10 protein-coding genes are annotated in these 13,500 nt (G+C 49.6%); 7 read left to right on the top strand and 3 right to left on the bottom strand.

Annotated elements, in window-relative coordinates; translation table 11 throughout:
- The first annotated feature begins 157 nt into the window (after positions 1 to 157).
- From lolA to OH773_RS14605, 7 genes are all read left to right on the top strand, one after another.
- Positions 158 to 769, top strand: coding sequence for an outer membrane lipoprotein chaperone LolA (gene lolA, locus OH773_RS14635; RefSeq protein WP_183270889.1), 612 nt, complete (start codon positions 158 to 160; stop codon positions 767 to 769).
- An 8-nt stretch (positions 770 to 777) separates the two neighbouring features.
- Positions 778 to 2,121, top strand: coding sequence for a replication-associated recombination protein A (locus tag OH773_RS14630; protein WP_270139513.1), 1,344 nt, complete (start codon positions 778 to 780; stop codon positions 2,119 to 2,121).
- 92 nt (positions 2,122 to 2,213) lie between these two features.
- The gene (gene serS, locus OH773_RS14625) at positions 2,214 to 3,506 is read left to right on the top strand and encodes a serine--tRNA ligase (protein ID WP_270139512.1); all 1,293 of its coding nucleotides are present in this window, start codon (positions 2,214 to 2,216) and stop codon (positions 3,504 to 3,506) included.
- A 356-nt stretch (positions 3,507 to 3,862) separates the two neighbouring features.
- Entirely contained in the window at positions 3,863 to 6,307 is a 2,445-nt protein-coding gene (gene dmsA / locus OH773_RS14620; protein WP_270139511.1) for a dimethylsulfoxide reductase subunit A, read from the top strand.
- A gap of 10 nt (positions 6,308 to 6,317) precedes the next feature.
- Positions 6,318 to 6,935 carry a DMSO/selenate family reductase complex B subunit gene (locus tag OH773_RS14615; RefSeq protein ID WP_034494312.1) on the top strand — a complete coding sequence of 206 codons (618 nt, stop codon included), beginning with the start codon at positions 6,318 to 6,320 and terminating at the stop codon, positions 6,933 to 6,935.
- Between the two features lies 1 nt (position 6,936).
- Positions 6,937 to 7,797 carry a dimethyl sulfoxide reductase anchor subunit family protein gene (locus OH773_RS14610; RefSeq protein ID WP_270139510.1) on the top strand — a complete coding sequence of 287 codons (861 nt, stop codon included), beginning with the start codon at positions 6,937 to 6,939 and terminating at the stop codon, positions 7,795 to 7,797.
- A 289-nt stretch (positions 7,798 to 8,086) separates the two neighbouring features.
- Positions 8,087 to 9,235, top strand: coding sequence for an MFS transporter (locus tag OH773_RS14605; protein WP_270139509.1), 1,149 nt, complete (start codon positions 8,087 to 8,089; stop codon positions 9,233 to 9,235).
- A gap of 33 nt (positions 9,236 to 9,268) precedes the next feature.
- Here the strand turns inward: OH773_RS14605 and pflA are convergent, their stop codons facing one another.
- From pflA to focA, 3 genes are all read right to left on the bottom strand, one after another.
- Entirely contained in the window at positions 9,269 to 10,009 is a 741-nt protein-coding gene (pflA, locus tag OH773_RS14600; RefSeq protein WP_270139508.1) for a pyruvate formate lyase 1-activating protein, read from the bottom strand.
- A 196-nt stretch (positions 10,010 to 10,205) separates the two neighbouring features.
- Positions 10,206 to 12,488 (bottom strand): formate C-acetyltransferase, encoded by a 2,283-nt coding sequence (pflB, locus tag OH773_RS14595; protein WP_183273290.1) that lies wholly within the window; start codon positions 12,486 to 12,488, stop codon positions 10,206 to 10,208.
- Positions 12,489 to 12,541: 53 nt separating this feature from the next.
- Entirely contained in the window at positions 12,542 to 13,399 is an 858-nt protein-coding gene (gene focA, locus OH773_RS14590; protein WP_270139507.1) for a formate transporter FocA, read from the bottom strand.
- Positions 13,400 to 13,500 lie beyond the last annotated feature (101 nt).

The following is a 13,500-nucleotide window of genomic DNA, read 5'->3' as shown; positions in this document are numbered from 1 at the left end:
GCGCAAGAGTCGATGTTGCGGCTCTTGTGCAAAGAAGGGTAAATTACCGGAAAATCAGCTTTTTCTTCTGTTGCTCATGAATAGCACTCGACTAAAGTGGGCAACAGAAATGCCACAGCGCAGTCGCTTTGTGGCGCATGAATTTTAAGGGATCATAATGAAAAAAATCGCTATTACTTGTGCTTTGTTGACTGCTTTGACCGCAACCGCTGCCTGGGCTGATGCCGCTGGCGACTTGAAAGACCGTTTAGATAAAGTCAGCAGTTTCCACGCCAGCTTTACCCAGAAAGTGACGGACGGTAGTGGTGCCGCTGTGCAAGAAGGTCAGGGTGATTTGTGGGTTAAGCGTCCAAACCTGTTCAACTGGCATATGACTCAGCCCGATGAAAGCATTCTGGTTTCTGATGGCAAAACGCTGTGGTTCTATAACCCGTTTGTTGAGCAAGTTAGCGCAACATGGTTGAAAGATGCGACTGGCAATACACCGTTTATGTTGATTGCGCGTAACCAAAGCAGCGACTGGCAGCAGTACAACATTAAACAAAGCGGTGATGACTTCATACTGACGCCAAAAACCAGCGCGGGTAACCTTAAACAGTTCACCATTAATGTTGGCCGCGACGGGACTATTCATCAGTTCAGTGCTATTGAGCAAGACGATCAACGCAGCAGCTATGCGCTGAAAACCCAGCAAAATGGGGCTGTGGACATGAGCAAGTTTACGTTTACCCCGCCTAAAGGCGTGACGGTGGACGATCAACGTAAGTAGAGGTATGAGTGAGCAACCTGTCGCTCGATTTTTCTGAGAATACCTTCCAACCTCTGGCCGCGCGTATGCGGCCGGAGAACCTCGCGCAGTATATCGGTCAACAACATCTGCTCGCCCCTGGCAAACCGCTTCCTAAGGCTATCGAAGCGGGGCATCTCCATTCAATGATTTTATGGGGGCCACCGGGTACGGGTAAAACCACGCTTGCGGAAGTGATTGCGCATTATGCTGACGCGGATGTTGAACGTATCTCAGCGGTAACTTCCGGTGTCAAAGAGATCCGCGAAGCCATAGAGCGCGCGCGTCAGAATCGCAACGCCGGGCGTCGCACTATTCTGTTTGTCGATGAAGTCCATCGCTTCAACAAAAGCCAACAAGACGCTTTTTTACCTCATATTGAAGACGGCACAATTACGTTTATTGGTGCTACGACCGAAAATCCCTCTTTCGAGCTCAACTCTGCACTGCTATCACGTGCACGCGTTTACTTGCTCAAATCGCTTACCACGGAAGATATCGAAAAAGTACTCGACCAGGCGATGAGCGATGCTGCTCGTGGTTATGGCGGGCAGAATATTGTCCTGCCAAATGAGACTCGCCGTGCGATAGCGGAACTGGTTAATGGCGATGCCCGTCGTGCCCTGAATACGCTGGAAATGATGGCTGATATGGCCGAAACCAATTCCAGTGGTCATCGCGAGTTGCATATTGCCTTGCTGACAGAAATTGCAGGTGAACGCAGCGCGCGTTTTGATAATAAAGGCGACCGTTTCTACGATTTGATATCAGCATTGCATAAATCGGTGCGTGGCTCATCCCCTGATGCTGCATTGTATTGGTATGCACGCATTATCACGGCTGGTGGTGATCCGTTGTATGTTGCCCGCCGTTTGCTGGCTATTGCATCCGAAGATGTGGGAAATGCCGATCCGCGTGGTATGCAGGTCGCTCTCGCAGCGTGGGACTGCTTTACACGCGTGGGCCCTGCGGAAGGTGAGCGCGCGATTGCTCAGGCTATCGTTTATCTTGCATGTGCTCCAAAAAGTAATGCGGTCTATACGGCTTTTAAAGCGGCAATGGCCGATGCCCGCGAGCGCCCCGATTACGATGTTCCCGTCCATTTACGCAATGCGCCAACTAAACTGATGAAAGAAATGGGGTATGGTCAGGAGTATCGCTATGCTCATGATGAACCCAACGCTTACGCATCCGGTGAGGTCTACTTCCCGCAGGAAATGGCACAAACACGCTATTATCAACCCACAAACAGAGGTCTTGAGGGCAAGATTGGTGAAAAGCTCGCCTGGCTTGCTGAACAGGATCAAAATAGCCCGACAAAACGCTACCGCTAATGCAGACGTTGCGGTAAGGTTAGCAAGAATATCAATGCGGTTGCAGGCTGTGACCGTATCCCCTCCATTAATTCGATAAGCACAGGATAAGCATGCTCGATCCCAATCTGCTGCGTACAGAGCCAGACGCAGTCGCTGAAAAACTGGCACGCCGAGGCTTTAAGCTGGATGTAGAAACGCTGCGCTCTTTAGAAGAGCGTCGTAAAGTATTGCAGGTCAAAACTGAAAATCTGCAGGCTGAACGTAACTCGCGATCGAAATCCATTGGCCAGGCGAAAGCGCGCGGGGAAGACATCGAGCCACTGCGTTTGCAGGTTAACCAGCTGGGTGAAGACCTGGATGCAGCGAAAACTGAGCTTGACGCCCTGCTGGCAGAAATCCGCGACATCTCGCTGACCCTGCCGAACATTCCGGACGATTGCGTGCCGATGGGTAAAGACGACAGCGAAAACGTTGAAGTCAGCCGCTGGGGTGAGCCGCGTAAATTCGATTTTGAAGTGCGTGACCACGTGACGCTGGGCGAAATGGCTAAAGGCCTGGATTTTGCCTCCGCAGTTAAACTGACCGGTTCTCGCTTTGTTGTGATGCAAGGGCAAATCGCTCGTATGCATCGTGCTCTTAGCCAGTTCATGCTTGATCTGCACACCGAACAACATGGTTACATTGAAAACTATGTTCCGTATCTGGTGAACCACGACACGTTGTACGGTACAGGGCAGTTGCCTAAATTTGCAGGGGATCTGTTCCATACGCGCCCACTGGAAGAAGAAGCCGGTGCCAGCAACTATGCGTTGATCCCTACGGCTGAAGTTCCGTTGACCAACCTGGTGCGTGACGAAATTCTGGATGATGAATCTCTGCCACTGAAAATGACTGCTCATACCCCATGCTTCCGTTCTGAAGCGGGTTCTTATGGCCGTGATACCCGTGGTCTGATTCGTATGCACCAGTTTGACAAAGTCGAAATGGTTCAGATAGTGCCTCCTGAGAATTCTATGGATGCTCTGGAAGAACTGACTGGCCATGCTGAGAAAGTACTGCAATTGCTGAATCTGCCGTACCGTAAAGTACTGCTGTGCTCCGGTGATATGGGCTTTGGTGCGGTAAAAACTTACGATCTGGAAGTGTGGCTGCCAGCGCAGGACACTTACCGTGAAATTTCCTCTTGCTCTAACTGTGGGGATTTCCAGGCTCGTCGTATGCAAGCTCGTTGCCGCAGTAAATCAGATAAGAAAACCCGTCTGGTACATACACTGAACGGTTCTGGTTTGGCTGTAGGCCGTACTCTGGTTGCGGTGCTGGAAAACTACCAGCAAGCAGACGGTCGTATCGAAGTGCCTGAAGTACTGCGTCCTTACATGAAAGGGCTTGAGTACATCGGCTAATGTAATGTGTAAGTTCGATTTAATTCTATAAAGCGCCTACGGGCGCTTTTTTTTTGCCGTAAATATTCTCATTCCCAGAGTCAATCTGACTTTATTGACACCAAACAATACCAAATACCCCCAAATGAGTATTATCGGCTCCAGAAAGCGAGTGATGATTACTACAACAACTCATTCAGTATTCTTATCATTTGGTGGCCAGAGGTTAAATGACTTAACCGGGCCGTCAGTCGTGATACTGGCAAAGATTATGACACTCCTTTCTCTTTTTGGCTGAGCAACGGAAACGCAGGCCGTAACTACCTGAATAACCCTTGCCGGCTTGTTTAAATGTGAGCACGAAACAAGTGGGTCCTATGAAAGAGAAAATTTCTAATGCGGTTCTGACCGCCCATGTGAGCCGCCGTAAGCTGGTGAAAACCACGGCTATTGGTGGGCTTGCTGCTGCGAGTGGTGCATTAACACTTCCCTTTAGCCGCCTGGCTTTAGCGCAAAACGTGACTGAAGCCGTCAACACATCCGAAAAAGTTATCTGGAGTGCCTGTACCGTCAACTGTGGTAGCCGTTGCCCACTGCGCATGCATGTTGTGGACGGTGAAATAAAATACGTTGAGACAGATAATACCGGTAACGATGATTACGAAGGACTGCATCAGGTTCGTGCTTGTTTACGTGGCCGTTCGATGCGTCGCCGTGTCTACAATGCCGATCGCCTGAAATATCCAATGAAGCGTGTTGGTGCGCGTGGTGAAGGTAAGTTTGAGCGAATCAGCTGGGATGAAGCCTACGATACCATCGCGAATAGCATGAAAGACATCATCAAAGAGCATGGCAACGAAGCCATCTATTTGAACTACGGTACCGGTACGCTGGGTGGCACGATGACGCGTTCGTGGCCGCCGGGTTCAACCCTGATTGCCCGTCTCATGAACTGTTGCGGTGGCTACCTGAATCACTATGGTGACTATTCAACCGCTCAGATTGCCGCTGGCCTGAATTACACCTACGGTGGCTGGGCGGATGGCAACAGCCCTTCAGACATTGAAAATAGCAAACTTGTGGTGTTGTTTGGCAATAACCCAGGCGAAACACGTATGAGTGGCGGCGGGGTGACTTATTACCTTGAGCAAGCGCGCGAAAAATCTAACGCTCGCATGATTATCATTGACCCGCGTTATACCGATACGGGTGCAGGACGTGAAGACGAATGGATTCCGATTCGCCCTGGGACTGACACCGCCCTTATCTCTGCATTAGCGTGGGTAATGATCACAGAAAACCTCGTTGATCAGCCTTTCCTCGATAAATATTGCGTCGGTTACGACGAAAAAACGCTGCCAAAAACTGCGCCTGCTAACGGTCACTATAAAGCCTATATTCTTGGGAATGGTGCGGATGGGGTGGCGAAAACGCCGCAATGGGCAGCGAAAATCACCAGTATTCCTGCGGAACGCATTACACAATTGGCCCGCGAAATCGCTACAGCAAAACCGGCATTTATCAGCCAGGGTTGGGGACCACAGCGTCACTCAAACGGTGAGTTGGTTTCTCGCGCTATCGCGATGCTGTCGATCCTCACGGGTAACGTGGGTATTCACGGTGGTAACAGTGGCGCACGCGAAGGCTCTTACGATTTACCGTTCGTTCGTATGCCTACGTTAGAAAACCCAGTACAGACCAGCATTTCTATGTTCCTGTGGACTGATGCCATCGAGCGTGGCCCGGAAATGACGGCAACTCGTGATGGTGTGCGTGGCAAAGATAAACTTGATGTACCGATCAAGATGGTCTGGAACTACGCCAGTAACTGTCTGATTAACCAGCATTCAGAGATCAATCGTACCCATGACATTCTGCAAGACGACAAGAAATGCGAAATGATTGTGGTCATCGATAATCACATGACGTCTTCCGCTAAATACGCAGATATTCTGCTGCCAGACTGCACTGCCTCTGAACAGATGGACTTCTGTCTCGATGCGTCGTGCGGCAATATGTCCTATGTGATTTTTGCAGATCAGGCGATTAAACCGCGCTTCGAATGCAAAACTATCTACGAGATGACCAGTGAACTGGCAAAACGTATGGGCGTTGAGGATAAGTTTACTGAAGGCCGCACACAAGAAGGCTGGATGCGTCACTTGTATCAACAATCTCAGGAAGCAATTCCAGAATTACCAAGCTTCGATGAATTCCGCAAACAAGGCATCTTCAAGCAGCGTGATCCAGAAGGGCATCACGTGGCGTATAAAGCCTTCCGTGAAGATCCTGCCTCTAACCCGCTGACGACGCCGTCCGGGAAAATTGAAATCTATTCTGAGCAACTGGCAGAGATTGCCGCGACGTGGCAACTCAACGAAGGGGATGTCATCGATCCTCTGCCGGTATACAGCGCCGGTTTTGAAAACTATGGCGATCCGCTCGCAGAGAAATGGCCATTGCAGATGACCGGTTTCCATTATAAAGCGCGTACGCACTCAACTTACGGCAACGTGGAAGTACTTAAGGCTGCTTGTCGTCAGGAAATGTGGATCAACCCAATCGATGCACAGCATCGTGGGATTAAAAACGGCGATATAGTGCGCGTTTTCAACGGACGTGGCGAAGTCAATATTAACGCTAAAGTCACGCCGCGCATTATTCCTGGTGTTGTCGCGATGGGGGAAGGGGCATGGTACAGCCCGGATGCCAACAAAGTGGATCACGCGGGCTGCATTAACGTGTTAACCACCCAACGTCCGTCGCCTCTGGCGAAAGGTAACCCATCCCACAGTAACCTCGTCCAGGTCGAGAAGGCGTAAGGAATAGCTGATGACAACTCAATACGGATTTTATATAGATTCCAGCCGCTGCACAGGGTGTAAGACCTGTGAGCTGGCTTGTAAAGACTACAAAAACTTAGGGCCGGATGTCAGCTTCCGCCGCATCTATGAATATGCTGGCGGTGACTGGCAAGAAGATAACGGTGTCTGGCAGCAAAATGTGTTTGCCTACTATTTGTCGATTGCCTGTAACCATTGCGAAGACCCTGCCTGTACCAAGGTTTGCCCAAGCGGTGCGATGCATAAACGTGAAGACGGTTTTGTGGTGGTAAACGAAGACGTGTGTATCGGTTGCCGCTATTGCCATATGGCTTGCCCATATGGTGCACCACAGTACAACGCAGAAAAAGGACACATGACGAAGTGTGATGGCTGTTATTCGCGCATTGCTGAAGGAAAGAAACCTATTTGTGTGGAATCTTGCCCATTGCGTGCTCTGGATATGGCGCCAATAGCGGAACTGCGTGAAAAGTATGGCGAGCAAGCAGCGATTGCTCCTCTACCATCAGCACATTTCACGAAGCCAAATATTGTCATTAAACCCAACGCCAACAGCCGTCCTTGTGGGGATAAAACCGGCTATTTGGCAAACCCAAAGGAGGTGTGAGATGGGAAACGGATGGCATGAATGGCCGTTAATGGTCTTTACAGTTTTGGGGCAGTGCGTTGCGGGTGGTTTTATCGTCATGGCACTGGCATTAATGACGGGTATTTCAGAACGCGCGCAACAAAAACGAGTCCATTGGGCAATGATTGTACTTTGGGTTCTCATGGGCATTGGTTTTATAGCCTCAGTTTTGCACTTAGGCTCCCCGTTGCGCGCCTTCAATTCACTCAATCGCATTGGTGATTCAGCGTTGAGTAATGAAATTGCCAGTGGTTCGGTGTTCTTCGCTGCCGGCGGTTTCTGGTGGCTGGTTACCGTGCTGGGCAAAATGCCCCAGGCGTTGGGAAAGATCTGGATGGTTTTGACTATGATTCTGGGCGTTGTCTTTGTCTGGATGATGTGCAAAGTTTACCTGATTGATACCGTACCCACCTGGTATAGCGCTTACACACCGCTGAGCTTCTTCCTGACGATGTTTATCGGTGGGCCGCTTTTGGGATATCTGTTGCTGCGTATCGCGGGGGTAACGGGTTGGGGAATGCGTATCCTGCCGGCAATCTCGCTGCTTGCAGTGCTGGTTAGTAGCATGGTTGTCATGCTTCAAGGCATGGAGCTTGCAACGATTCAAAGCTCTATTGCGCAGGCTTCAGCATTGGTACCGCAGTATGGAGCATTAATGTCGTGGCGTTTGCTGGCGCTGGCCGCCGCTCTGGTGTGCTGGATCATTCCGCAACTTAAAGGCGGGCAGGCAAGTGCTGCGGTGCTGGCTTTGGCCTTTGTGCTGGTGATTGCTGGCGAACTGATTGGGCGTGGTGTGTTCTACGGCTTGCATATGACCGTCGGCATGGCGATTGCTAGCTAACAAACCATCAAAATGAAATGCGCCATCGGGCGCATTTTTTATCTTCGCATAAGAAAATATCATCCCATTCTCCATGAAATATTTCATCCAATCCGCTTCGGTTCACAATCCGTGATCTCATCAAAAACAGAGAGATAGCTTTGACGCATCGTGCTTCGCTTACCCGTTAGATTAGTTTTACAAATCGACACCTGACAAATTGCGAAAAGCCCCGTCAGCGCTGGATTGACAATCATTTTTCCAGTGGCATGATGCGCACAAATTTACTCTCTTCCTCTCGGTTTTTTACATGTCCACCTATACAAAGCCAGTAATGCTTTTGCTCTGCGGTCTGATGCTTTTGACCCTGGCGATTGCGGTGCTAAACACGCTGGTTCCACTTTGGTTAGCTCACGAAAATCTTCCAACCTGGCAAGTCGGGATGGTGGGATCTTCGTACTTTACTGGAAATCTGGTGGGGACACTGATGACCGGGTGGCTGATTAAGCGCCAGGGATTCAACCGCAGCTACTATCTTGCATCGTTGATTTTCGCGGCAGGGTGCGCAGGTCTGGGCTTAATGACCGGGTTCTGGAGCTGGATGATGTGGCGATTCATCGCGGGTATTGGTTGCGCGATGATCTGGGTGGTTGTCGAGAGCGGACTGATGTGCAGTGGTACGTCGCGTAACCGTGGACGCCTGCTGGCAGCATACATGATGGTTTATTACGTTGGCACGGTACTTGGCCAATTGATGATTAGCAAAATGCCGACCGATTTAGCCAGTGTCTTACCATGGGTTACCGCCTTAACCCTGGTGGCTATTCTTCCATTGCTGTTCACTCGTATTGTGAACGATCGCAATGAAAACCAGGAAGCGACACCCGTATGGCCTATGCTGCGTCTGCGTCACGCGCGCCTGGGGGTGAACGGTTGCATCATTTCAGGGATTGTTCTCGGTTCGCTGTATGGATTAATGCCACTGTATTTAAACCATCAGGGCGTCAGTGATGCCGGAATTGGTTTCTGGATGGCGGTGATGGTGAGTGCAGGGATTGTTGGGCAGTGGCCGGTAGGTCGCCTGGCCGATCGATTTGGTCGTCTATTAGTGCTGCGTGTTCAGGTGTTTATTGTGATTCTGGGTTGCATGGCGATGCTAAGTCACGCCGCCATGGGGCCGACATTATTTGTTCTGGGTGCGGCAGGTTTTACACTCTACCCGGTGGCGATGGCATGGGCCTGCGAGAAAGTTGAACATCACCAACTGGTCGCGATGAACCAGGCTCTGCTGCTAAGTTACACCGTTGGCAGCTTGCTGGGGCCGACGTTTACATCGATGTTGATGCAAAGCTACTCAGACAGTTTATTGTTTGTCATGATTGCTGGTGTGGCATTTGTTTACTTACTGATGCTGCTGCGCAAAGCCGGACACCACACTACGCCTGTCGCACACGCCTGATAAGCAAAAAGCCCCTCTTGAGAGGGGCTTTGTTTAGTACATTACTTTGTGACCATATTGTTCCAGAATGCCTTTTACGCGTTCCATAGTCTCTTTCTTCGGTGGATGTACACCATCAAGTTTGTACTCTTCGCCCATGGCTACCCATTTGTGCTTGCCCAACTCGTGGTACGGCAACAATTCAATTTTTTCTACATTGCCCATATCACGCGTGAACTCACCAAGACGATGCGCAGAATCATCATCGTCTGACCAGCCAGGAACAACAACGTAGCGAATCCAGACGTTGATGTTTTTATCAGAAAGGTAGCGTGCAAACTCAAGTGTACGATGATTCGACACGCCGACCAGGTTCTGGTGGATCTCGTCGTTCATCTGTTTCAAATCCAGCATGACTAAATCGGTCACTTCCAGTAACTCATCAATCACTGGATCGTAGCGGCGGACAAAACCGTTAGTATCAAGGCAGGTATGAATGCCTTCTTTGCGGCAGGCGCGGAACCAGTCACGCACAAATTCTGCTTGCAGAATAGCTTCGCCACCTGAAGCTGTAACTCCGCCGCCAGAAGCGTTCATAAAGTGGCGATAGGTCACCACTTCTTTCATCAGCTCTTCAACAGTAATCTCTTTGCCGCCGTGCGTGTCCCATGTATCACGGTTATGACAATACAGGCAGCGCATCAGGCAGCCCTGGAAAAAGGTGATAAAACGAATACCGGGACCATCCACGGTACCGCAGGATTCAAAGGAATGAATTCGGCCAATAGTTGACATTGCGGTGATATCTCCAGATTTGACCCGTCCGGGGTCTGTTTATATGCATAGCTCATTCGGCTATGTCGAGACTGTTTTGACGGTTATCCATTAAGTATATAGATAACGGGCAAAAGAGACTGGCGTAAAGAGGGTATTAAAAAGGCCCCACCTAAGTGGAGCCTTATATTCTACGCCTTTTCAGACAAACCGTGAATTACATGGTTTGAGTGAAGGTACGGGTAATAACGTCCTGCTGTTGTTCTTTAGTCAGGGAGTTAAAACGTACAGCGTAACCAGAAACACGAATGGTCAGCTGAGGATATTTCTCAGGGTGTTCCATCGCATCCAGCAGCATTTCACGGTTCATAACGTTCACGTTCAGGTGTTGACCACCTTCGATGGACGCTTCGTGGTGGAAGTAACCATCCATCAGACCCGCGAGGTTAGTTTTACGAACTTCGTCGTCTTTACCCAGTGCGTTAGGAACGATAGAGAAGGTGTAAGAGATACCATCTTTAGCGTAAGCAAACGGCAGTTTAGCAACGGAAGTCAGAGAGGCAACAGCACCTTTCTGGTCACGACCGTGCATTGGGTTAGCACCTGGACCGAATGGAGCGCCAGCGCGACGACCGTCTGGGGTGTTACCGGTTTTCTTACCATAAACCACGTTAGAAGTGATGGTCAGAACAGACTGAGTCGGGATAGCGTTACGGTAAGTAGTCAGTTTCTGAATTTTCTTCATGAAACGTTCTACCAGGTCAACAGCGATGTCATCTACGCGAGAATCGTTGTTACCGAACTGCGGGTATTCGCCTTCGATTTCGAAGTCTACAGCCAGACCATCTTCGTCACGAATTGGTTTAACTTTCGCGTACTTGATTGCAGACAGGGAGTCAGCTGCAACAGACAGACCTGCGATACCACAAGCCATGGTGCGAACAACGTCACGGTCATGCAGAGCCATCAGCGACGCTTCGTAGCTGTATTTATCATGCATGTAGTGAATGATGTTCAGCGCGGTGACGTACTGTTTAGCCAACCAGTCCATGAAGTGATCAAGGCGATCCAGGACGTTATCGTAGTCCAGAACATCAGCCATGATTGGTGCTTCTTTAGGACCGATCTGCAGTTTCAGTTTTTCATCAACGCCGCCGTTGATTGCATACAGCATGGTTTTCGCAAGGTTTGCACGAGCACCGAAGAACTGCATTTGTTTACCAACGATCATTGGGCTTACGCAGCAAGCAATTGCGTAGTCATCGTTGTTGAAGTCAGGACGCATCAGATCATCGTTCTCGTATTGCAGAGAAGAGGTATCGATGGACACTTTAGCAGCGAATTTCTTGAAGTTCAGTGGCAGTTTTTCAGACCACAGAATTGTGATGTTCGGCTCCGGAGAAGGACCCATGGTGTACAGGGTGTTCAGGAAGCGGAAGCTAGATTTGGTAACCAGAGTACGGCCATCTACGCCCATACCAGCGATAGATTCTGTTGCCCAGATTGGGTCACCAGAGAACAGCTCATCATACTCAGGGGTACGCAGGAAGCGAACCATACGCAGTTTCATGACCAGGTGGTCAATCATTTCCTGTGCTTCAACTTCAGTGATTTTGCCTGCTTTCAGGTCACGTTCGATGTATGCATCCAGGAAGGTGGATACACGACCGAAGGACATTGCAGCGCCGTTCTGAGATTTAACCGCAGCCAGGTAGCCGAAGTAAGTCCACTGAATAGCTTCTTGAGCGTTTTTAGCAGGACCAGAGATATCGCAGCCATATTTAGCAGCCATTTCTTTGATCTGACCCAGTGCACGGTGTTGCTCGGAGATTTCTTCACGCAGACGAATTGTCGCTTCCAGGTCTTCGCCGTTTTCCAGTTTGGATTGCAGAGAATTGAACTGAGCGAATTTGTCTTTCATCAGGAAGTCGATGCCGTACAGCGCAACGCGACGGTAGTCACCGATGATACGACCACGGCCATAAGCATCCGGCAGACCGGTGATTACGCCTGATTTACGGCAGTTCAGGATGTCTTTGGTATAAACGTCAAACACACCCTGGTTGTGGGTTTTGCGGTATTCGGTGAAGATCTTCTTCAGCATTGGGTCAAGTTCACGACCGTATACTTTGCAAGAACCTTCAACCATTTTGATGCCACCAAACGGAATAATTGCACGTTTCAGTGGAGCATCAGTTTGCAGGCCGACGATAGTTTCGAGGGACTTGTTGATGTAACCAGCATCATGAGAGGTGATGGTGGAAGCGAGGTCAGTGTCGAAATCAACAGGCGCGTGAGTGCGGTTTTCCTGTTTAACACCTTCCATGACGTTGTCCCACAGCGTGGTAGTTGCTTCAGTAGCACCTGCCAGGAAGGATTCGTCACCCTCGTAAGGGGTGTAGTTTTTCTGAATAAAGTCACGCACGTTGACTTCATTCTGCCATTCACCTTTGGCAAAACCTTCCCAGGCTGTGGCTAACTTCTCATTAAGCTCGGACATTTAACACCTACCTTCTAATGTGGATTTCTTATTCCCTACACGTTGGTGAGCACTTAGTGCTTATCACCACCGCGCAGATAAATTACCCAGTACGTCAACCCAACCAGTACGCCGCCACCGATAATGTTCCCAATAGTGACTGGAATCAGGTTGTCGGTGATGAAGTTCAACACGGTCAAGTGAGAGAAATTGTCCGGAGACGACCCTACTGCAGTCCAGAACTCCGGGCTTGCAAAGTTGCGTACTACGATACCCAAAGGGATCATGAACATGTTTGCGATACTGTGCTCAAAACCACAAGCAACAAACATGGCGACCGGGAGAATCATAGCAAACATCTTGTCCATCAAAGTGCGGCCAGAGTAGCTCATCCAGACAGCCAGACAGACCATCAGGTTAGCTAAAATACCGAGGCACACAGCTTCAATAAAAGTGTGATGCATTTTGTGGTCTGCGGTTTGTAACACATTCAGACCCCACGCACCGTTGGCAGTCATATACATACCTGACAACCAAATCAATGCGACGAACATCAACGCGCCAAACAGGTTACCGACATAAACGTTAATCCAGTTCTTCGCGAGTTGACCCCATGTGATACGTCCACTGGCTTTAGCGACCACAATTAACACCGTAGAGGTGAACAGGTCGGCGCCGCAGATAACGCAGAGGATAAGCCCCAGGGAGAAGCAAGTACCGCCAATCAGCTTTGCAATCCCGAACGGGATAGTTGCAGTGCCGGTTGTAGCAGTGATGTAAAAGACAAAGGCAATCGAGATGAACATGCCCGCTGTAATCGCTAAATAAAACGTAGTCAGTGGGTGTTTAGTTGCTTTATAGACGCCAACATCTTCGGCGACTTTAGCCATAGCGGCTGGGAGCAATAGATCAAAAGGGTTGTCAGCTTTCACACTAACTCTCTCTTATTTAATTCGGCGACGAGATACTAACAAAGCATTATAGAGTAAAATTTGATATGGATCATATCTCGCCAAGCTTATAGGCCTGAAAA

Source organism: Buttiauxella sp. WJP83 (genome assembly GCF_027594725.1).
Taxonomy (GTDB): Bacteria; Pseudomonadota; Gammaproteobacteria; order Enterobacterales; family Enterobacteriaceae; genus Buttiauxella; species Buttiauxella selenatireducens.
Note: the sequence above shows the minus strand (reverse complement) of the source record. Positions and strands in the feature narration are given on the sequence as shown.